Origin of the sequence: Mucilaginibacter pallidiroseus (assembly GCF_007846085.1) — a bacterium.
GTDB lineage: Bacteria > Bacteroidota > Bacteroidia > Sphingobacteriales > Sphingobacteriaceae > Mucilaginibacter > Mucilaginibacter pallidiroseus.
Genome location: NZ_VOEJ01000012.1, coordinates 46,793 through 67,917, shown reverse-complemented (window position 1 = coordinate 67,917; position 21,125 = coordinate 46,793). Strand labels below are relative to the sequence as shown.

The 21,125-nt window shown below is 42.4% G+C and carries 18 protein-coding genes; 9 read left to right on the top strand and 9 right to left on the bottom strand.

Annotated features, from left to right (window positions below):
- Window positions 1-42: 42 nt before the first annotated feature.
- From FPZ43_RS18890 to pyrH, 8 genes are all read left to right on the top strand, one after another.
- A complete protein-coding gene (locus tag FPZ43_RS18890; RefSeq protein WP_146383495.1) occupies window positions 43-1,887 on the top strand; it encodes a glycosyltransferase in 1,845 nt (614 codons plus the stop codon).
- The gene (locus FPZ43_RS18885; protein ID WP_146383494.1) at window positions 1,888-3,450 is read left to right on the top strand and encodes a hypothetical protein; all 1,563 of its coding nucleotides are present in this window, start codon (window positions 1,888-1,890) and stop codon (window positions 3,448-3,450) included.
- A 184-nt stretch (window positions 3,451-3,634) separates the two neighbouring features.
- Window positions 3,635-4,072, top strand: a complete 438-nt coding sequence (gene rplM / locus FPZ43_RS18880) for a 50S ribosomal protein L13 (RefSeq protein WP_146383493.1) — start codon at window positions 3,635-3,637, stop codon at window positions 4,070-4,072.
- 28 nt (window positions 4,073-4,100) lie between these two features.
- Window positions 4,101-4,487, top strand: a complete 387-nt coding sequence (gene rpsI / locus FPZ43_RS18875) for a 30S ribosomal protein S9 (RefSeq protein ID WP_146383492.1) — start codon at window positions 4,101-4,103, stop codon at window positions 4,485-4,487.
- Window positions 4,488-4,508: 21 nt separating this feature from the next.
- Window positions 4,509-5,345 carry a 30S ribosomal protein S2 gene (gene rpsB / locus FPZ43_RS18870; RefSeq protein WP_146383491.1) on the top strand — a complete coding sequence of 279 codons (837 nt, stop codon included), beginning with the start codon at window positions 4,509-4,511 and terminating at the stop codon, window positions 5,343-5,345.
- A gap of 93 nt (window positions 5,346-5,438) precedes the next feature.
- Entirely contained in the window at window positions 5,439-6,290 is an 852-nt protein-coding gene (gene tsf / locus FPZ43_RS18865; RefSeq protein WP_146383490.1) for a translation elongation factor Ts, read from the top strand.
- Window positions 6,291-6,454: 164 nt separating this feature from the next.
- Window positions 6,455-7,582 carry an N-acetylglucosamine-6-phosphate deacetylase gene (nagA, locus tag FPZ43_RS18860; RefSeq protein ID WP_146383489.1) on the top strand — a complete coding sequence of 376 codons (1,128 nt, stop codon included), beginning with the start codon at window positions 6,455-6,457 and terminating at the stop codon, window positions 7,580-7,582.
- Window positions 7,583-7,623: 41 nt separating this feature from the next.
- The gene (pyrH, locus tag FPZ43_RS18855) at window positions 7,624-8,328 is read left to right on the top strand and encodes a UMP kinase (protein ID WP_146383488.1); all 705 of its coding nucleotides are present in this window, start codon (window positions 7,624-7,626) and stop codon (window positions 8,326-8,328) included.
- A 72-nt stretch (window positions 8,329-8,400) separates the two neighbouring features.
- On the opposite strand, the gene FPZ43_RS18850 is transcribed toward pyrH, so the two are convergent.
- The 9 genes from FPZ43_RS18850 to FPZ43_RS18815 form a co-directional block, all read right to left on the bottom strand.
- Window positions 8,401-9,675 carry an MFS transporter gene (locus tag FPZ43_RS18850; RefSeq protein ID WP_146383487.1) on the bottom strand — a complete coding sequence of 425 codons (1,275 nt, stop codon included), beginning with the start codon at window positions 9,673-9,675 and terminating at the stop codon, window positions 8,401-8,403.
- Between the two features lie 504 nt (window positions 9,676-10,179).
- Complete coding sequence (locus FPZ43_RS18845) at window positions 10,180-10,545, bottom strand: response regulator (RefSeq protein WP_146383486.1); 366 nt, start codon at window positions 10,543-10,545, stop codon at window positions 10,180-10,182.
- 163 nt (window positions 10,546-10,708) lie between these two features.
- Window positions 10,709-12,355: a tetratricopeptide repeat protein gene (locus tag FPZ43_RS18840; protein ID WP_146383485.1), complete on the bottom strand. Its 1,647-nt coding sequence runs from the start codon at window positions 12,353-12,355 to the stop codon at window positions 10,709-10,711.
- Between the two features lie 236 nt (window positions 12,356-12,591).
- Window positions 12,592-13,899, bottom strand: a complete 1,308-nt coding sequence (locus FPZ43_RS18835) for an MFS transporter (protein WP_261381150.1) — start codon at window positions 13,897-13,899, stop codon at window positions 12,592-12,594.
- Between the two features lie 110 nt (window positions 13,900-14,009).
- Window positions 14,010-15,392 carry a M20/M25/M40 family metallo-hydrolase gene (locus FPZ43_RS18830; protein ID WP_146383484.1) on the bottom strand — a complete coding sequence of 461 codons (1,383 nt, stop codon included), beginning with the start codon at window positions 15,390-15,392 and terminating at the stop codon, window positions 14,010-14,012.
- 51 nt (window positions 15,393-15,443) lie between these two features.
- Window positions 15,444-17,552 (bottom strand): ATP-dependent DNA helicase RecG, encoded by a 2,109-nt coding sequence (gene recG / locus FPZ43_RS18825; RefSeq protein ID WP_146383483.1) that lies wholly within the window; start codon window positions 17,550-17,552, stop codon window positions 15,444-15,446.
- Window positions 17,553-17,562: 10 nt separating this feature from the next.
- Window positions 17,563-17,943, bottom strand: a complete 381-nt coding sequence (locus tag FPZ43_RS18820) for a RidA family protein (protein ID WP_146383482.1) — start codon at window positions 17,941-17,943, stop codon at window positions 17,563-17,565.
- Between the two features lie 25 nt (window positions 17,944-17,968).
- Entirely contained in the window at window positions 17,969-18,112 is a 144-nt protein-coding gene (locus FPZ43_RS19380; protein ID WP_186461903.1) for a DUF6728 family protein, read from the bottom strand.
- 73 nt (window positions 18,113-18,185) lie between these two features.
- The gene (locus FPZ43_RS18815) at window positions 18,186-19,565 is read right to left on the bottom strand and encodes an OmpA family protein (protein WP_146383481.1); all 1,380 of its coding nucleotides are present in this window, start codon (window positions 19,563-19,565) and stop codon (window positions 18,186-18,188) included.
- A gap of 148 nt (window positions 19,566-19,713) precedes the next feature.
- Between FPZ43_RS18815 and FPZ43_RS18810 the strand changes: the two genes are divergently transcribed.
- Window positions 19,714-21,003: an aminopeptidase P N-terminal domain-containing protein gene (locus FPZ43_RS18810; protein WP_146383480.1), complete on the top strand. Its 1,290-nt coding sequence runs from the start codon at window positions 19,714-19,716 to the stop codon at window positions 21,001-21,003.
- Window positions 21,004-21,125: the final 122 nt, after the last annotated feature.

Below are 21,125 nucleotides of genomic sequence, written 5' to 3'. Positions count from 1 at the left end.
TGGGTATAACTAACCCATTTTGTTGGATGCTAAATTTAATTCATGCGTAAGTCGATTCCTGAAATTCTTGTCGAAGACGGGTTTATAACTAAAGGTGATCGTGACGAGATAGAACAACAGTCGGCCAAAACCGGCATATCGTTCATCAAAATTGCGTTAAGCTTTGGATATATATCGCGCAAAAATTACGAGCGCTCGTTAATAAACGTGGGCTACAATTATGCGCCTATCCGCGAGGAGGAATTTGACCCCGAAGTTTTAAGCAAGATTGACATTCACTTTGCGCATGACCGTGTAGCAATGCCCCTGCGTATACAGGATGGTAAGGTAATTACCATAATGGCTAACCCGGATGATGAGCTTTTTGTAGACTTCATCAGGTTTACGTATGATCTGGAACCCGAAATCATTATTGCATCCGACCTTGATATTATCTGGCTGAGCCACAAATTACTTGGTGAGAAGGAAATAAAATCGGCAGTTTTCGAGTTGCTTAAGCGCGACCCGGATAGCTCTGCCATTGTCACCTTTACTACGCCGCAATTGGTGTTTATATTTGTATTGCTGGCCATTGTAACCATAGGCCTGGTAGTTAGCTTTAAAAATACATCCATCACTATAAACGTGCTTATCAGTTCGTTTTTTTTGGTGGCCATTATTTTTAAGTTATTTCTTGCTTTGGTGGGGTCGAGGTTCGAGTTGCACCAGGCTGTAACCCGCGAGGAGTTAAAGCTTGTTGATGATAACGAACTACCCATATATACCATATTATTACCGGTTTATAAGGAAGATAAGCTGATAAAAAAACTCATCTGGAACCTGCAGGCAATTGATTACCCTAAGCATCAGCTGGATATAAAGCTATTGATAGAGGAGGATGACGATAAAACGCTTAATGCGGTACGTAACCTTGATTTCCCGGCTGTATTTGATGTTATTGTGGTACCGTTCCACATGCCCAAAACCAAACCTAAGGCATGTAACTACGGGCTGCACTTTTCGCGCGGTAAATATTTAACTATTTATGATGCGGAAGATATCCCGGACACCGATCAACTTAAAAAGGTTGTAACGCTTTTTGGCAAACTGCCCGAGGAGTATGTTTGTGTACAAAGCGCACTTAACTACTTTAATAGGAATGAGAATTTTTTGACCCGTATGTTTACCCTGGAGTATTCGTACTGGTTTGATTACATGCTACCCGGACTGGATACGCTGGATATCCCTATTCCGCTTGGAGGTACCAGTAACCATTTTAAACTTGCCGAATTGGTTGACCTTGGCGCATGGGATCCATTTAACGTAACAGAAGATGCCGATTTGGGTGTACGTGCATATGCTAAAAACCATAAAATTGCCATTATCAACTCCACAACCTATGAGGAGGCCAATAATGAACCATTTAACTGGATTCGCCAACGCTCACGCTGGATAAAAGGATACATGCAAAGCTACCTGGTGCACATGCGTAACCCGGTTGCCTTGTGGAAACGCATTGGCTGGAAAGGCTTTTTAGGCTTTAGCTTTTTTATTGGCGCTACGCCTGTCACCTTCCTGGTTTATCCGCTGCTGCTGGCCATATTTATCTGCTACGTGGTATTTGATCTGTCAACCATCCGCTCGCTTTTCCCGGATTGGGTTTTGTTTATGTCGATATTTAACCTGATGGTGGGTAACATCCTGATGATTTATGTAAACATGATGGCTGTATTTAAAAGGCGCTATTATGAGTTGATATTATTTGCCATAGCCAACCCTATTTATTGGTTAATGCACTCTATATCTGCATACAAAGGTTTATACCAGTTGATTGTGAAACCGTTTTATTGGGAAAAAACCAACCACGGTTTAAGCAAGGTTAACAATCCAACAAACATTGTTAAGTAAATGAGGATCTCCAAGTCGTTATATCTGCTGTTTATAACCATCATACTGGCGGTTTACTACCTGGTATGCGGCATTTATCTAAATGGCCTGGGCAATTACAACCAGGAGTCGTTGTTTTATATCGAAAAAACTAAGATAGTTTTCGAGGGTGTGGGCAACCGCCTCAAGGTAATGGGCCTTACATCGCCCATAATACCTTTTTATGCAACCTTTGCTTTTAACCTCATCAGCGTTACGCTGGCGCCGGTACTTGCATCGGCTTTGGGCACAGCCGTGTTATTTTATATTATTGCCAGTACGGTTGTAAAACGCCTGGTTGATGATTTTTACATGTGGATATTGCTGGCACTCTTCCTTTTCCATCCCGGTATAATTTACACGGCCTGTTCAGGTAAGGGAATCTATCTCATCCTCATTTTCTTCTTTCTGTTCTTCCTTAACTTGTTTAAGTTTTACAGGTCTAATACCACTTTCCATATATCCATTGCGAGTTTGTGTTTGGTTATCCTGATATTCTGCGATTACAGGTTTGTTTGGCTCACGCTGTTTTTCCTGCCATTGGTATTGGCCATTACCATACACAGCTTAAACCTTGGCGAACAGGAGTCGGTATTCCGGTTGTTTATGAGCTTTAACAGCCCATCCTTAAGGCGTAAGCTTGTAAACAAAACTTTTTCGTTATACATCATTCTGTTTGCATTGCCTTTGGTTGCAGTGTTATGTTATAAGTTACTTAACCTAACTCATGCCAGCGATTTAAATTATTTTAATGAGAGCCCATACGCCACCTGGAATGTATTGGTAGATAAACTGAGTTTTGATGCATTAAGCACAAACACTAATTACAAAATACCCGAAGTATCGCTATTGATATCGGCCAGGGTGCTGCTTTTTTGCCCAATGATTATTATTGCGGTGTTTTTATATAGGGAAAGCACTTATCAAATGCTTACCATACTTACACCATTTGCGCTTATCGAATTTTTGCATATTAAGTATGATAAGGTATTTGTGCCTTACCAATATTACCTGATGTTTGTGATATTGGCGTATTTATGCGTTATACTTAAATCGCACACGGTGCGTAAGCCAGGTTCACTTAAAATAGCATTGGTTATTTGTGTGGTAATACAAATATACTTTGGAGGTTATTACCTGTATTCGTCATCTATTACCGAGGAGCAGAATTTTGTTAATGTACTATTCAGGAGAACAGAGGATGAAACTGAGGAGGACAATATCAACGTTGCACAATACCTGAGCAGCCTGCCAGGCGACAGTAAAGTATTGGTAGATGATGCTACTTCATACCCTATTGTTGCCTTTGTGCACGATATAAAGCCGCTTATTATGCCTTATGAGGATGCTTTTTTGAGTGCACTCGAGTCGCCGGATAAGTATGTTGACTATATATTGGTAGCTACATCACGTAACGCCGTCACCGGTTATACCCAGCTAAACAACAAATACCTGCCGCTGATGAAAAAAACCAACAGCCAGATTGATTTTCGAAAGGTATTTGAAACCCGCGACTGGGTAGTGTACCGCATCGTTCCAAGGTAATGCGTTGCGCTTTTTATAAGAAGGCTCTTTCCTCATGAGCCTGCAAGCCATAGTTGTCTATCCCACAACAAACTAAGCGTTCAACTAATCTTAAAATCATTTGTAAATTAGATAATTAAGCGTATCTTTGCAGTCCCGTAAAAGCGGGGTTTATAAAAACGTTTAATTATTTAATTTAAAGCAAGTGAATACGTTAAGTTACAAAACTGTCTCGGCCAACAAGAAAACCGTTAACAAAGAATGGGTTGTTGTTGATGCTAACAATGAGATTTTGGGGCGCTTGTGTACTAAGATCGCGATGATGATCAGAGGTAAACATAAGCCAGGGTTCACCCCGAACGTAGACTGCGGAGATAACGTTATTGTTATCAATGCAGACAAGGTAAGACTGACCGGAAACAAGTTTAGCGACAAAACTTATGTTTCTTACACTGGTTACCCAGGTGGTCAGCGTTTCATTTCTCCTAAGGAGTTAATGGCAAAACATCCGGAGCGCGTAATTGAAAAAGCGGTTCGTGGTATGTTACCTAAAAACCGTTTGGGCCGTGCTATTTATGGCAACCTGCATGTTTACGCTGGTGCAGAGCATCCGCATGCTGCTCAAAATCCAAAAACCATTTAACTTTTAATTTTAAAGGAGAAAAAACACAATGCCAACAACTAACACTTCAGGCAGAAGAAAAACCGCTGTTGCCCGCATTTACTTAAGCGAAGGCAATGGTGCTATTACCGTTAACGGTAAAGATTACAAAGAGTACTTCCCTACCTTACCTTTACAATACATCGTTATGCAAAGCACAGAAGTATCTGGCAATGCAGGTAAATTTGATGTTAAAGTAAACGTAGCAGGTGGTGGCGTAAAAGGACAGGCAGAAGCCGTTCGTTTAGCAATTGCTAAAGCTATTGTTGAACTGGATCCGGAAAAGAAACCGGCTCTACGCGCTAAAGGTTTAATGACACGTGATGACCGTATGGTTGAGCGTAAGAAACCAGGTCGCAGAAAAGCACGCAGAAGATTCCAATTCAGTAAACGTTAATTTTTTAGGAGGACAACAACAATGGCAAGAACAACATATCAGGATTTACTGGATGCAGGTGTACACTTTGGTCACCTTACCCGCAAATGGGATCCAAAAATGTCTCAGTACATTTTCATGGAGCGCAACGGTATCCACATTATCGATTTAAATAAAACCTTATCAAAGGTTGAAGAAGCTGCTGCAGCTATAAAACAAATTGTAAAATCAGGCCGCAAAGTATTATTCGTAGCTACCAAAAAACAAGCTAAGGATATTGTTGCCGAGCACGCAAAAAGCGTAAACATGCCGTACATAACCGAGCGTTGGTTAGGTGGTATGTTAACCAACTTTGCTACTGTACGCAAGTCAATCAAAAAGATGTCAAACATCGATAAATTGACTAAAGACGGTACATACGCTATCCTTTCTAAAAAGGAGCGTTTGATGATACAGCGTGAGCGTATTAAATTGGAAACTTTACTTGGTGGTATTGCTGACCTTAACCGCTTACCTGCTGCATTGTTCCTTATCGACGTTAAGAAAGAGCACATTGCGGTTTCAGAAGCTTTGAAATTAAACATCCCAACTTTTGCGATGGTTGATACAAACTCTGACCCATCTAACATCGATTTCCCTATCCCGGCTAACGATGACGCTACAAAATCAATTTCCTTGATTACAGGTATCATCATCAAAGCTATCGAAGAAGGTTTAGATGAGCGTAAACGTGAGAAAGAAGACGAAACAGAGAAAGAAGCTGCAGCTGCTAAAGCTAAAGCTGATGCTCCGGAGTCAACTTCAGGTGCACGTGGTGCAAAACGCGTAGCTGAAGAAGCTGAAGCGGGCACTCCAACTGCTGAGTCAACAGAAGAATAATAACATCCTCGATGTTTGAAGGTTGCAAAGTTGAAATGTTTAAATGTTTCAACTTTGTAACCTTTCAACGTTATAACATTTAACATAAAAACAATGTCTACAGTACAAATTTCTGCATCAGACGTAAACAAACTGCGCCAGCAAACAGGTGCGGGTATGATGGATTGCAAAAAAGCTTTAACTGAAACCAATGGCGATTTTGAAGCTGCAGTTGATTACTTAAGAAAAAAAGGCGCTAAAGTTGCGGCAAGCCGTCAGGATCGCGAATCAAACGAAGGTGTAGTTATTGCACGTACTTCTGAAGATTTTAAACGCGGTGTTGTTATCGAGCTTAACTGCGAAACCGACTTCGTGGCTAAAAATGCTGAGTTCGTTGCTTTTGGTAACGAAATTGCAAACCTTGCTGTAAATGAAAAACCTGCAACTATCGAAGAGCTTTTAGCCCTTGATATCGACGTTGAAAACGGCCGTGTTAAATTGGCTGATGCAATCATCGAAAAAACAGGTAAAATCGGCGAAAAAATCGGCGTATCTAAATACGAAGTGATTGAAGGCGAGAAAGTTGTTGCTTACATCCACGGTAACTTCCGTTTAGGTGTATTGGTAGGCCTTAACAAAGCTGCCGAAGGTGCTGATGCTGCCGGTAAAGATGTTGCAATGCAAATTGCTGCCATGAACCCGGTTGCTATTGATAAAGATGGTGTTGATGCAACTACTATCGAGCGTGAGTTGGCTATCGCTAAAGATCAGATCCGTGCAGAAGGTAAACCAGAAGAAATGGTTGAGAAAATTGCTGCAGGTAAACTGAACAAATTCTACAAAGATTCTACTTTATTAAACCAGGAGTTTGTTAAAGACTCATCTAAGAGTGTATCACAGTTCTTAGATACGGTTGAAAAGGGCCTAACCGTTACCGCATTTAAACGAGTAGCTTTAGGAGCTTAATTATATTATCCCCCTCGTATTAACGAGGGGGATTTTTTTTGCCCTTTCTTTTTTAACTTGTCATCCTGAGCGTAGCGAAGGATCTGTTAATATGAAATGTGGGACTACATGCACTGCGATAGATTCTTCACTGCGTTCAGAATGACAAACAGGAAATAAGAATTATGATAGCATTCCACAACCTAAAACTTATATCGAACGGCACAATTGCCGAAGGGCAAGCCATTTTAGTTGAAGGCAGCCAGATAACTGCTGTTGTTGCTGATAATGATATACCTGCCGAGGCAGAGAAGCAAAATCTAAACGGCGCCTATGTGGCTCCCGGTTTCATAGATCTGCAGATCTACGGCAGCGGTGGTAAGCTATTTGCCGGTAAGCCCGAAGTTGCAGCGCTTAAGCGCATGGAGGATGATTTGCTTAACCAGGGCACCACCGGTTTTTTCGCAACCATCGGCACAAATACCGATGAAATTGTTGAGGCCGGCATTGCCGCCGCCAAAGAATACAGGGCAAATGCGCGTGGCAACTTTTGGGGTGTACACCTGGAAGGGCCTTACTTAAACCCCGCAAGAAAAGGAGCCCATCCTGAAGAATATATCAAGAAGGCAACACTTGCAGAGGTAAAAGGTTGGATAGAACAAGCCGATGGTGTTGTTACTATGATAACTATAGCCCCAGAGTTGCAGGATCAGGAAGTGATTGATTATCTGCACGAGCAAGGTATCATCATATCATCCGGCCATAGCAACGCCACCTATGAGCAAGGCAAAGCATTTTTAAACAAGCCTATTCCCGCAGTTACGCATTTGTTTAATGCCATGCCGCAAATGCATCATCGCGAACCAGGCTATATTCCTGCTATTTTTGAAGAGAAACCATACACCAGCATAGTTGCCGATGGTAACCACGTGGATTGGCCGATGATACGCCTTGCCAAACGCGAGTTGGGCAATAAGCTGTTTTTAATTACCGATGCGGTTACAGCAGCTACCGAAGGCGCTTACCAGCACAGGCTCGAGGGCAATAAGTATGTTATGCCTGATGGCACGTTGTCCGGCTCGAGCCTTACGATGCTAAAAGCTGTACAAAACTGTGTTGACCAAGTGGGCATTGAGTTGGCCGAGGCTGTAAATATGGCTTCGCTGTACCCTGCACAATTGGCAGGTAAAACGAGTAAGGGCAAAATTGAGGCAGGTTATGATGCCGATTTAATTGTGTTTGATAATGATTACAACACTGTGGCTACTGTGTTAGCAGGTGAGGCCCATAGTCAAGACAACATAAAGTTTTAACAATAGCAATTAATGTCTATTTTTGATAAACCACCTTTTAAATGAAATATAAAAGAATTTTACTGAAGCTAAGCGGCGAATCGCTAATGGGGCAGAGGCAGTATGGTATTGATAATAACCAGGTTCTGCAATACGCTCACGACATCAAAAAGGTCAAAGATCAGGGAATGGAAATCGCTATCGTTGTTGGTGGTGGTAACATATTTCGCGGTTTAAGTGCCGAAAAGTCGGGTATGGAGCGCGCGCAAGCTGATTATATGGGCATGCTTGCAACCGTTATAAACTGTATGGCATTGCAAAATGCTTTAGAAAGTATAGGTGTAGATACCCGCCTGCAGTCGGCCATTAAGATGGAGCAGATATGTGAGCCTTACATCCGTCGCCGTGCCATGCATCATTTAGAATGCGGTAAAATAGTAATATTTGGTGCCGGTACCGGTAACCCTTATTTTACTACAGATACAGCAGCTTCTTTACGCGCTATTGAAATAAAAGCGGACGTTGTACTTAAAGGTACCCGCGTTGATGGTATATACACAGCTGACCCGGAGAAGGACCCAACAGCTACCCGTTACGACGAGATTACTTTCCAGGAGGTTTATGACAAGGGCTTAAATGTAATGGATATGACAGCCATTACCCTTTGCCAGGAAAACAAATTGCCTATCATTGTATTTGATATGAACAAAGAGGGCAACTTTATGAAAATCGCCGAAGGCGAACATATCGGAACTTTGGTTAAATAAGCAACCATAACATAACATAACATAACAGAAAAGCACCACCATTTAGTGGTGCTTTTCTGTTGATATTTCATACTAGTGCGCCGCTAACGCTTCTTCAGGTATTACAGGAGCCCGAGGGCTTTCCATCTTCTTTTTGGTGAGGTTATTTACACGCCAAAGTAAGCCAATACTTATGAGTGTAATTATTGATACCAAGTATCCAATTATATCATAATTCTGCAAAGGCTGGCCTTCTCCGTTTTGTACAACAATCATCCCGGCTACGGCTGCAGCTATACCCCCGGCAATTTGCTGCATGGATGCATTAACACTCATAAAAGCTCCACGATCTGCCATTTCCGGGATAGCGCTGATAAGTGCTGACGACGGTATCATGCGGCTCATGATGCCAAGCGTCATGCAAACATTAAATATCATGGCTATCCAAAGTGGTGTCACCGAGCGGTGCGTGTAAGTAATACATACAGCTATCATCCAAATACAGGCTATGGCAAACAGTTTAAACTTATCAAAGCGGTCGCTTAGTTTACCAACAAGCGGCATTATAGTTAGTGATGCCACGCCCGAAACCATGAAAAGCATAGGCAACTGCTCGTTGGTAAGTTTAAGGTTGTTTATACCAAAGGCGCTGCCAAAAGGCATCATCATGAAACCACCTATCGACAGTAAAGCGGTAGCGGTAAAGCCAACACGATAGTTCTTCTTGGCAATTGTGCTCCATAGATGAGCAAGGGCAGGTTGCTTTTTTTGTAACGACAAATGCTGTGTTACAGGCTGCAGTTTTATTAAAATAAGTAGGGCCACCACCACTGCAAGCCCGGCAGTTAGCCAAAACGGAGCTTCCCAGCCCCAGTGATTGGCAAGATAAAGGCCAATAGGTACACCAAGTACCTGGCTGCCACCAAGGCCCATTTGCACAAACCCTATAACCCGCCCACGCTGCTGCAATGCAAACAAATCCGTGATAATGGCCATTGATATTGACCCGATAACGCCACCAAACAAGCCCGTTATAATACGTGCAGTTACTAACGCTACGTAATTATGGGCCAGCCCGCAAAAGATGGTACCGATGATGAAACCGGTGTAAAAAAAGATAAATAGCTTTTTACGGTCAAACTTGTCGGCAAACCCGGCGGTGAGTAAACCCGACAGGCCGGCGCTGAAAGCATATGCTGACACCGCCACTCCAAAATCCTTGGGCTGCAAGCTTAACGATCGCATCATCATATCACCAAGTGGCGACATGATCATAAAATCGAGTATCACTGTAAATTGCGTTAACGCCAGTATTGCTATTACAAATTTTTGATAGCCGGTAAAAGATACAGGTTTAGAGGGTTCCATTGGGGGGCTTACTGATTTGCAGTCGTTAAGCTGCATTATTTGTTAATACGGTTTAAATATCTGTCTGCCATAGGCGATAATGCTAAACATAAATTAGGCCATATTTTAATAGGTAGCGTTAGGTGAAAACAGATACTATGTCTGCATTTACAAATATAATCGAATAAGTATCCCTCAGGCTACAAGGTGATTGTAAGCTCATCCAATTTTATTGTAAACGCAAAGGAGCCGACTTGATACAAGCCGGCTGTTTTGATGAGCAACATAAATTAAATCTATAAATGCTTTTTCAGGTGTTCGCACCAAAAACATAAGCTTTTTTATAGCACAAATTGCACACGTACCGCTTTATGGGGAGCCAAAACAGGAGAGACTTTATCAAAAGCGGACGCTTTGTGCGTGAAGTTAATTTGCCTTTTCCGCAATGGGGGCATTTGTGTTTTGATGTAGGGATATGCATAGTAGGGGGATTATATTATAGCCTTTTTTATAATCTTAGCTTGTTTAAACCGCAATAATTGCCAACGATGTTTGCAGCAGCGCTTTGGAAACCGGTTTTTTGAGAATAGCGCAAGGGCCGGTTTTACGTGCCTCCAGCATAACATCGAAAGATGAAATAGACGACTGGATAATAAAGGGCAGATGCAGGTTGGCATTGATAAAGTTTGCTACGTCAATACCTGTTTTCTCTCCTTTAAGCATGATGTCTAAAATAACAAGATCGGCATCTGCAGCAGGTAGTTGCTCAATGGCTTCATCATATGTTTGGGCATGGCCGCATACAGTATGGCCCAGTGAAGCAATTATATGAATTAATGAAGCAGCAATAAGCGCATCGTCTTCAACAAGGAAAATGCTAAGTTTAATCATTAGGTATAATTACGAGCTGTTAACTGCGTCGTAAAGTAAAAGGATGCTACAGTTAAAATTAAATACAACTGTAAATATCAGCCCCTATCAAAAAATTTTAAAAAAATAAGGGTGGACAAAATGTGGACAAAGCAGCCCAATGGTCTATCCAGGCGCTTTTAGCTCAAATAGCACCTACTATTTCATCAATATCGTCGTCAGCTAATAAATCGAGCTTTTTGCGGAGCCGTTGCTTGGCTTTCTTTACCCCATCTGTAGTAATGCCGAGCATACTGGCGGCTTCGCGGTTGTTGAGTTTTAGTTTGATGAGTGTAAGCAGGCGTATATCGCCGGTAGATAGCGTTCCAAATTTTTTGCGGGCAGCATAAATAAAATCCGGACATGCCTTATTAAACAGTTTTTTAAACTCTTCCCAATTATCATCCGTCATGATATGCAGGCGGGTCATTTCATCAAGCAGTACGGCAGTATCGGTATCATCAAATTTTAACTGCAGGCGTTTTATCTCTGAGCCAAACTGATCTATTAAAAGATTCTTTTGCTTAAGATTTTCTGTGTAGCCATTTAACTCAACCATTGCATTTCGCAACTGCTCATCAACAAGTAACTTTTCTGATGCCAGTATCTCCTTGTCTCTTTTATATTTTAATCCCCTTCTGTTGTATATGAGTACAACAATTGCAATCAATAACAGCAAAACTACTATTATGGTAATTTGCTCAAAGTTGCGCGCCCTGGCATCAGCTTCAATATGATCCAGTTCATCGTTGTTTTTTTGTATTTCCAATTTAAGTCGTACCCGCTCTACTGCCGCAAGGTTATCTCGTTTGTTTAGGCTATCTGTTAATATGCTGTATTGCAGGGTAAAATCGCTTGCCTGCTTGTATTCGCTGTTGCGCCGGGCAATATCAGCACTTAGCTTATAGTATTCGGCGCGTTGCGCCAAGGCTTTATCATTACACCGGTCAAGTAATTGTTTTGCCGTAACAAGTTGCTGCTGTGCTTTAGCCAACTCATTTTTATACAGGCTGATTTTAACAAGACGCAACAGGGCTATAGCTCCATTATAGATCTCATCATACTTTACCGATTGCTTGTAGTCGATTTCAATGTAAGGCTGTGCCTTGGTATAGTCTTTTTGCAAAAAATAAACAGAGCCAATGTTACCCAGTGTGATCGCTACCCAAGTGCTATCGCGTAAAGATTTGGCTGCAGCGAGTGTTTGGTTAAAATAGTAAAGTGCCGAATCATACTTGCCGGTATTACGGCATATAAGCCCAAGCGCGGTAACAGTACCCATGCTTCGGCGGGTTACCTTGTGCTGCTTGCTTTTGGCCAGTTGCAGGTAAATGCGGGCGTTGCCATAATCTTCAAGGCTATAATAAAAGTCGGCTACATCCAAAAAGTAATCGCTTATACCCGACAAATTATCAAAGCCAACCTTCTTGAATTTGTCTTGAGCGAGCAGGTAATAACGGCAGGCCAAAGCGTTTTTTTTGTAGATGTAATAATAAACAGCCTTACGATGCTGGTAAATTCCCGTTAGTAGGTCGTTATTATGATCTTGTGCAAAAGCAATAGCATCATCATGATATTTTGTGCTTTTGTTGTTGAAGCCTTCGTTTACCGAATAGTAATCGGCACGCATGTCATAAACAGCACAATAAAGGTCAATATCATGCAATGACCGTGCTATGCGTACCAGGTCGTCAAGGCTGCGCATGGCATCAGCCTCGTTCAATTGGCGGCAGGTAGTTTTGTATAGGCTGCGGGCAAATTCTGTACGGCCGTTTTCCGGCTTGCTTAGCACAATTGAAAAAAGCTGTGGATTATAGCCGACGGGTGCTGCAACGCATTTTAAAAAAATAAAAAATGAAAATGCGATGCATAACAATGTTACGCGGATTGCATTGCAGGGGTATCTGTAGGAGGTATTAGGCAACGGCTTGTAATTTATAGCAGTGCTATAATTTGCTGATAAATATAGGCAATTGATGCTACCTGCAAGTAGCTACCTGAACTTTTATTAGCGCAATTAGTTGTAAATTAATGTGCTGCTTTGGGCTCCTGAATGTCTTTCAGAGATAGCGGTAAAAGGCTTTTAGTTTTAAAGAATGTAAGGGTTACAATAAGCAGGGTCATGCAGCCGCCAAATAATACGGCGGGCACGGTTCCTATAAGCTTGGCCGCCATACCCGATTCAAAATCGCCAATCTCGTTCGAAGAACCAATGAACATGGAGTTTACCGCAGATACCCGCCCGCGCATGGTATCGGGCGTAAGCAGCTGCATCAATGTTCCCCTGATGATAACGCTTACGCTATCAAAAGCTCCCTGCATAAACAGGCACACGAGCGAGATATAAAACACGCGCGACAACCCAAAACCTATAATTGAAAGGCCGAACCCCGCGACAGCTATCAACAGGTTTCGCCAAGGTTTTGCCATTGGCGAAAAACGAACCATGATAATCATCGTCAGCGCAGCGCCCAATGACGATGCCATACGCATTATACCTAAGCCTTCCGATCCTACCTTTAATATATCCAGTGCAAATACCGGCAGCAGTGCCACTACGCCACCGAAGAAAACCGAGAACAAATCCAGGCTCATGGCATAAAACATGATCTTATTTTTAAATACAAAGTTTAAGCCCTCTTTTAAGCTTTTCCAAATATTTTCTTTCGGAATAAAAACCGGCGGATACTTACGCAGCAGGTAAACGAGTATTAATGACACAGCCATAAATATCACGATGATGCCAAAGGTGGCTGTAATACCAGTAAGGCCTGGTATAACGCGGCCTGCAAAAGCATAAACCAAACCACCTGTAAATGGCCCCAATATTGATGCTACCTGCCAGCTTGAGCTGCTCCATGTACTGCCGTTAGGGTAAAGCTCTTTAGGGATACTTTGCGCATAAACCGTAAAGGTAGCCGGCCCATAAAAGGCACGCGCTATGCCGTTACAAAATATCATGGCGTATAAAATAGGTATCACCCAATCTGCATGTACATAATTATGCATACCAGTAAGTGTTACGGTAAACATTACTAGTGATGACAAAAGCACCCCGGTAAAAATGATGAGCAGCATTTTGCGCTTTTCATATTTATCCGCCACATAGCCACCATACAACGCAATGCCTACCGCAGGAATAGCCTCGCTAAGGCCAATAAATGCAATAGCAACTTTGCTATGGGTAAGCTGGTATATGTAAAAACCCAATACAGTGGTTTGCATTTGGTAAGCAAACGTAAAAAAGAATCGCATGCCAATGTAAGAGCGAAAGTCTTTATACCTGAGCGCGGCAAATGAATCGGGTTTTTGTATGGTGTTATCTGGCGGGGGCACGTAGTAGTTTTAAATGTTAATACTGTTTAGTTGAAATAGTAACCTGTTCAAATTGCAGATTTTACTTTAAACAACAAGAGGCAGTTGCGCTGCCTCTTGTTTATAGTTGGTTAATTAAATCCATGCTGATCTATCAGGTAAACCAACGAAGCCATTGCCGCTGCACCTAATTCAAGCTCGCGTTTGTTTACATTTTCAAACACGTCATTAGGCGTGTGGTGAATATCAAAATAACGCTGAGAATCCGGCCTGAAGCCAATAAGTACTGCTGATTTAAATGCATCTTTCAAAGGTTCAATATCTGCACCGCTTCCACCGGCTGTAAGCCTGTCAACCTCGTATGGCTCCAAAAGTTTCTTCCAGTTCTTGTTAATGTCTTTTAACATTGATGCCGGTATACCATCAAAGCTAAAGCCACGTGGTGTAAACCCGCCCTCGTCGCTTTCAATAGCTGCAATATGCTCTTCCTTGTTTTTAACAGCCAGTTCGGCATATTTGTCTCCGCCGCGGCCACCGTTTTCTTCATTCATAAAAAATACAGCACGTACCGAATTTTTAGGGCGATAGCCTGTGGCTTTAAACACCCGCAGCACTTCTAAAGATTGCATTACACCGGTGCCATCATCATGTGCGCCTTCTGCAAGGTCCCACGAGTCGAGATGCCCGCCAACGGTAATAAATTTATTAGGCTTTTCGGTACCGGTAATTTCGCCAATTACATTGTATGATTTCGCATCAGGCAATTGACGGCAATTTTGCTTGAAGTAAAACTTTATAAGCGGAAGCTTGCGCAGCCTAAGCATCGAGCTCAATTTGTTAGCAGCTAGGGTTGATATGGCTGCTGCCGGTATTTTCTTTACACCGTCAACGTACACCGTGCCGCCAGTGTGCGGGTAGTTGTCTAAGGCAGGAGTTATCGATCTTACTATCGCGCCTACTGCCCCATATTTTGCAGCCTCTGCCGGGCCTGCAAAGCGCTGTACGCCTGCCGTGCCATAACCCTGGCCGGTTTCAATAAAGCGCTGATCCCACGGACCGTTAAAGAAAACTATTTTGCCCTTAATAACGCTTTCGCCAAGTGTGGCCAGCTCTTTTATACTTTTTACCTCAATAATGTTTGCTGTGAGGCCATCTTTAGGCGTGGCTACAGACATGCCCAACGCTGCAATTGGTACAGGTATGCGATTGGTGCCATCAATTATAAAGCCTTGCTCTTTTGCACCACGCTCCCAGTGCGGCACCATACACTCCTGTAAGTATACCTTGTCAAAGCCATAGCTATCCATCAGCTTTTTGCTCCATTCAACAGATTTTTGTGCGTTAGCCGACCCGCTTAAGCGCTGGCCAATATTTTTGCATAAGTAGCGCAGGTTTTCATAACACTGGCCATTAACAAGGGCCTCGTCAAATATCTTGCGAATCATTACAGAGTCTTGCGCTTGCAAACCTAATGTTGATAGGACGAGGGAAGATGCGAGTAAGATTTTTTTCATTGCAGCATAGTAGTTTTAACAAATGTAATGTTTGCTGCCGAAAAACCGCTATCAGGATATCTTATCCCAGCTTAAACCGGCATTTTTTGACTGGAAAGCCAGGTGAAGGATCTGATTTTCCGGCGCGGCCAGTTGCGGATCCTTCTCAAAAATTTCAATTACACAATTGCGCGCTTGCTGTAGTACTTCCTGGTCGGCAGCCAGGTCGGCTACTTTTAAGTCGAGCATGCCGCTTTGCGCAGTGCCTTCAATATTTCCCGGCCCGCGTAGTTGCATATCAATTTCGGCTATTTCGAAACCGTTATTGGTTTTCACCATAGTATTGAGGCGGATGCGGCCGTCATTACTTAGCTTATCCTTACTCATTAATATGCAAAATGATTGCTCGGCGCCGCGGCCAACCCTGCCGCGTAACTGGTGCAGTTGCGATAATCCAAAGCGTTCGGCATTTTCAATGATCATTACAGATGCATTTGGTACGTTAACGCCCACCTCAATAACCGTGGTAGCTACCATTATTTGAGTTTGCCCTTTGATAAAACGCTGCATTTCAAATTCCTTATCCGCAGCCTTCATTTTGCCATGTACTATGCTGATGCGGTAGTCGGGAAGCGGAAACTCGCGAGACATGACTTCGATACCTTCCTCCAGATTTTTTAGATCAAGTTTTTCGCTTTCCTGTATCAGCGGATAAACTACATAAATCTGGCGGCCTTTCGCAATCTCCTGCTTCATGGCGCCAAACATGCGCAGGCGCTGAGCTTCGTGAAAATGTAATGTTTGGATGGGTTTACGGCCGGCGGGCAGCTCATCAATAACTGATACATCTAAATCTCCGTAAAGCGTCATGGCCAGGGTGCGTGGTATAGGCGTAGCAGTCATAACAAGCACGTGCGGCGGAATAACATTTTTACGCCATAGCTTGGCACGCTGCTCAACACCAAAACGGTGCTGCTCATCAATTACTACCATGCCAAGGTTCTTGTATCGTACCTTATCTTCAATAAGGGCGTGGGTGCCAATCAGAATCTGTAGCGAACCATCTTCTAGCCCCTCATGTATTATCTTTCGGGCCTTGTTAGGTACCGAGCCGGTTAATAAAGCAACTTTCACAAAACCGTCGCCGACTAATTCTGATATGGTTTGGTAATGCTGATTAGCCAAAATCTCGGTGGGGGCCATGATGCATGCCTGGAACCCATTGTCGATCGCTATCAGCATACTCATCAACGCCACAACGGTTTTGCCGCTGCCTACATCACCCTGTAGCAACCGGTTCATCTGCACACCTCGTTGCGTATCGGTACGTATTTCTTTTAAAACCCTTTTTTGAGCATTTGTTAATGGGAAAGGAAGTTTTTGATGATAAAACTCATTGAAATAATTACCAACCGAGCCAAAAACGTTACCCTTAAATTTTTGCGTGTGTTGCTGTTTTCTGCGCAAAAGCTTGAGCTGCAGAAAAAACAGTTCCTCAAACTTAAGGCGATATTGCGCTTCCTTTAACTGATTGGCATCGTTAGGGAAATGTATATTACGGTACGCTTCGGCGCGGCCCACCAGCTTAAACCTGTTTAATAAATAGGCTGGCAGATTTTCATGAATGTCTCGCGCTGTTTGCTCCAGCAAAATTGCTATAAGCTTTTGCAGCCCTTTGCTATCGAGCGTAAATTGCTTTAATTTTTCCGTAGAGTTGTAAGCAGGTTGCAGGCTAAGGTTGCCTTTTTGCTTTATTGCAGCCGGGTTGTATAGCTCAAGTTCCGGATGCGACATTTGCAGTTTGCCGTTAAAAAAACCGGGCTTGCCAAATATCACATACACCTTACCAGGCACAAGCAATTTTTCGGCCCATTTTATGCCCTGGAACCAGGCCAGCTCAATAATGCCCGTATCATCTTTTGCCAGGGCAATAAGGCGCTTGGTGTGCTTCTCGCCCATTATTTCCTTTGATACAAGGCGGGCAAGCACTTGTACGTAGGGCATCTCCGGCTGTATATCTTTAACCTTATAAAACCGCGTACGGTCGATATACTTGAACGGGAAATGCCTTAATAAATCCTCAAAGGTGTAAATAGCCAGCTCCTTTTTCAGCACCTCGGCGCGGGCTACCCCAACACCTTTCAAATATTCAATGGGTGTTTGAAATGGCTGGTTATTCAACTCTTATCGATCAGGGTTTTATAGCAATTACAGATATCTCAACATTTACACCTTTTGGTAAAGCCGATACCTGTACAGTTTCGCGGGCAGGGAAATCACTTGTAAAGTATGAGCCATAAACCTCATTTACATCGGCAAAGGTGCCCATATCCGTTAAGAATATGGTTGACTTTACAATGCCGGCAAAGCTGCTGCCTGCTTCTTTTAAAATAGCATCAAGGTTTTCCATTACCTGTTTTGCTTCGGCTTTTATATCTGTTGAAATAATTTCGCCGGTAGCGGGGTTCATTGGTATCTGGCCCGAAACGTACAGCAGTCCATTTACGGCAACTGCCTGGCTGTATGGCCCGATAGGCGCAGGAGCATTGGTTGTGTTGATAATAGTTTTCATAGGGAAATATAGTTGCGCCGTGTGGCTACTTTTTAAGGATAAACCAATCGATAAGTTTATAGATGATGCCGAGTACAAACATGCTTATGGCAATGGCATTAATAATGTGCATTACCTTAAGGTTAAAGCTGGTTGGCCTGTTGGGATCTTTTTTCCTGAAAAAGTACATAATGCAAAATTAACAAAAAAAAGAAAGCCCCGGGTTATCCGGGGCTTTCGCTTAATATTATTTTAAGGTAATATTATTTTTGTTTGAAAGATACACGACGGTTAAGTACGCGACCTTCTTCAGTTGAGTTGTCAGCAATTGGGTTAGTTTCACCGTAACCTTTTACTTTCAATTTTGATGCAGCAACACCAGAGTTAACTAAGTAAGTTTTTACAGAGTTAGCACGGTCACGTGATAATGACATGTTGTGAGCAGCAGTACCTTCTGATGAAGCGTAACCAGCAACTTCTACAGTTTTACCAGTTGAACGTAAGTCAGCTGAAGTAGCATCTAATACTGGGTAAGAAGAAGTTCTTAATACTGAGCTATCAAATTCAAACTGGATGTTTGAGTAAGGAGCGCCAGTAGTTGCCATTGTATCTTTAGGGAATACGATAACGCAACCAGAACCGTCAACTACGCTACCAGCAGGAGTGTTAGGGCATTTGTCAAATTGATCAGATACACCATCACCGTCTGAATCTTTTTTCAAGTCAGTTACAGCGTTTTCTACGTTAGTAACACGGCCTTTCAAAGCTTCAACTTCCTGACGTAATGCAGCATCGTACAATTCGTCATACATCATAGCAACTGGGTTTGCCCACTCTAAGCTTGGTTTTGAGCTTGAACCTAAAGTGAATTCTAAACCACCGTAACCGTAAGAGTATTTGTCTTTAGTTGGGAATTTAGCTTTTAAACCATCAAAGTTATCGCCATCAACAAAAGTTTGAGTGTAACCGAAGTTCAAAGCAACTGCTTCGCTTAAACGGAATTTAACACCTACACCTACAGGGATGATCAACTCTTTAACATAGTGGTTAGTGCTGGTTGAACCGTCTTTAGGATCTGTGTAGTTAGCATAGTCAAATGCCTGGCCTTGTGGAGTGATACCACTAGGTTGGTATAAAGCCAAACCAGCACCGGCAGTGATGAAGAAGTTAACTGCGTTTTTGCGACGTAAGAAATCTACAGTAGCAACGTTTAAAACACCGCTTAAAGTAGCTGAGTAGAAATCTGTAGAGAATGACTCGCGGTTAGCAATTGGGTCACCGTTGATATCAACAGTTCTGCCTTTAACACGACCACCGTGTAAATCTAATTGTAAACCGAATGAGTGAGCCAGTTGATCACGGATAGATAAGCCGTAACCGTAAGAAAGTTGTTTGCCATTGTAGTCATTTGAACCACCTGTTGCAACTGTTGGTGAAGTAACACCACCGTTGATACCGATGCTCCAAGTTCTGTACTGTCCTCTACCGCCAAATACCTTAGCAGTAGTTGTAGCTGATGACATAGTTGTGTCTTTCATAGTTGTAGTTGCAGTAGCGGTCGAATCCTGAGCGCTTACCATACCAGCAACCAGCAAAGACGCAAAAGATAATGCAGCTGATTTCTTCAATGTAGAATAATTCATAGTTTTAAGATTAAACGATTTAATTGTGATTTTTTGTCAAAATTAGTAATTATGTTTGAAACGATTACCAAACACCGTTCCAATTTTGTATTATCTACTACAAATTCATAAATTAATTTGTTTTCAGTAATTCACTTTTTTTTTCATTATGAAGTATCTTCCCATTAACGAACAATTATTTATAAATAATAGAAAAAATTTCGTTTCGAAGCTAAAATCAAACTCAATTGCCATTTTTTACTCCAGCGACGAATATCCTCGCAGTGGCGATCAGTCATATCCATTTAAACAAAATCCTGACTTTTTTTACCTGTCAGGCATCGATCAGGAGCAAAGTATCCTGGTTTTGTATCCCGATTGTCCTAATCCGCTATACAAAGAAGTACTGTTTTTAAGACAAACTAACGAGCATATAGCCATTTGGGAGGGTCATAAGTACACTAAGCCGGAAGCATTGGCAGCATCGGGCATTGAAAGCATATTTTGGCTGACAGATTTTGACAGCATTTTGCATAGTATAATAAACTATGCAGATAATATATATATTAATACAAATGAAAACGATCGCTATGCCCACACAGTGCCTTATCGCGATTTGCGAATGCTGGAAGGCTTACGTGCAAAGTATCCATTACATAACTATGAACGCTCGGCACCTCTACTGCGCGATTTGCGGGTAATTAAATCTGACATTGAAATAGAACTGACCAAAAAAGCATGCGAAATTACCCGCGATGCCTTCGTTCGTGTACTAAAATTTACCAAACCAGGGGTTACTGAGTACGAGATAGAGGCAGAAATTATCCACGAATTTATACGTCAGCGTGCAACAGGCCATGGTTACAACCCCATTATAGCATCGGGTAATAACGCCAACGTATTACATTATATAGAGAATAACCAGGTTTGTAAAGATGGCGACGTGATACTGTTTGACTTTGGTGCCGAGTATGGAAACTACAATGCTGATATGAGCCGCTCAGTACCGGTTAACGGCCGGTTTACGCCACGCCAGCGCGATGTATACAATGCGGTATTGCGTGTTATGCGTGCGTCAACGGAAATGCTGGTTGAAGGCACTGTTTGGAACGAATATCACGAAGAAGTAGGCAAGATCATGACAAGCGAACTGATAGGCCTCGGTTTATTGGATAAACATGATGTGGCTAAGCAAGATCCAAAATCACCATTGTATAAACTATACTTTATGCATGGCACCTCGCACCATTTAGGGATAGATGTGCATGATTACGCCAGCCGCTACAAACCTTTTGAAGTTGGCAACATACTAACGTGCGAGCCCGGCATCTACATCCCGGCCGAAGGATTAGGCATTCGTATTGAAAACGACATACTTATAACCAAAAATGGCAATGTTGATTTAACGGCCGATATACCTGTAGAAGCAGATCACATCGAAGAGATAATGAATTCGTAAATAGTGAGTGGTTAAGTAGTGAGCAGTTAATAGTTCGCTAATTGATCGATATTAATATTAAATTTTGCCTCGGTATCAAATACCGGGGCTTTTTCGTTATAGGTTATCAGCGGCAGTTTATA

What these genes read in the sequence shown, in the direction of transcription:
- FPZ43_RS18890 (WP_146383495.1), top strand. Translation starts at nt 43, where the DNA reads ATGCGTAAGTCGATTCCTGAAATTCTTGTCGAAGACGGGTTTATAACT.
- FPZ43_RS18885 (WP_146383494.1), top strand. Translation starts at nt 1,888, where the DNA reads ATGAGGATCTCCAAGTCGTTATATCTGCTGTTTATAACCATCATACTG.
- rpsI (WP_146383492.1), top strand. Translation starts at nt 4,101, where the DNA reads ATGCCAACAACTAACACTTCAGGCAGAAGAAAAACCGCTGTTGCCCGC.
- rpsB (WP_146383491.1), top strand. Translation starts at nt 4,509, where the DNA reads ATGGCAAGAACAACATATCAGGATTTACTGGATGCAGGTGTACACTTT.
- tsf (WP_146383490.1), top strand. Translation starts at nt 5,439, where the DNA reads ATGTCTACAGTACAAATTTCTGCATCAGACGTAAACAAACTGCGCCAG.
- nagA (WP_146383489.1), top strand. Translation starts at nt 6,455, where the DNA reads ATGATAGCATTCCACAACCTAAAACTTATATCGAACGGCACAATTGCC.
- pyrH (WP_146383488.1), top strand. Translation starts at nt 7,624, where the DNA reads ATGAAATATAAAAGAATTTTACTGAAGCTAAGCGGCGAATCGCTAATG.
- FPZ43_RS18850 (WP_146383487.1), bottom strand. Translation starts at nt 9,675, where the DNA reads ATGGAACCCTCTAAACCTGTATCTTTTACCGGCTATCAAAAATTTGTA.
- FPZ43_RS18845 (WP_146383486.1), bottom strand. Translation starts at nt 10,545, where the DNA reads ATGATTAAACTTAGCATTTTCCTTGTTGAAGACGATGCGCTTATTGCT.
- FPZ43_RS18830 (WP_146383484.1), bottom strand. Translation starts at nt 15,392, where the DNA reads ATGAAAAAAATCTTACTCGCATCTTCCCTCGTCCTATCAACATTAGGT.
- FPZ43_RS18820 (WP_146383482.1), bottom strand. Translation starts at nt 17,943, where the DNA reads ATGAAAACTATTATCAACACAACCAATGCTCCTGCGCCTATCGGGCCA.
- FPZ43_RS19380 (WP_186461903.1), bottom strand. Translation starts at nt 18,112, where the DNA reads ATGTACTTTTTCAGGAAAAAAGATCCCAACAGGCCAACCAGCTTTAAC.
- FPZ43_RS18815 (WP_146383481.1), bottom strand. Translation starts at nt 19,565, where the DNA reads ATGAATTATTCTACATTGAAGAAATCAGCTGCATTATCTTTTGCGTCT.
- FPZ43_RS18810 (WP_146383480.1), top strand. Translation starts at nt 19,714, where the DNA reads ATGAAGTATCTTCCCATTAACGAACAATTATTTATAAATAATAGAAAA.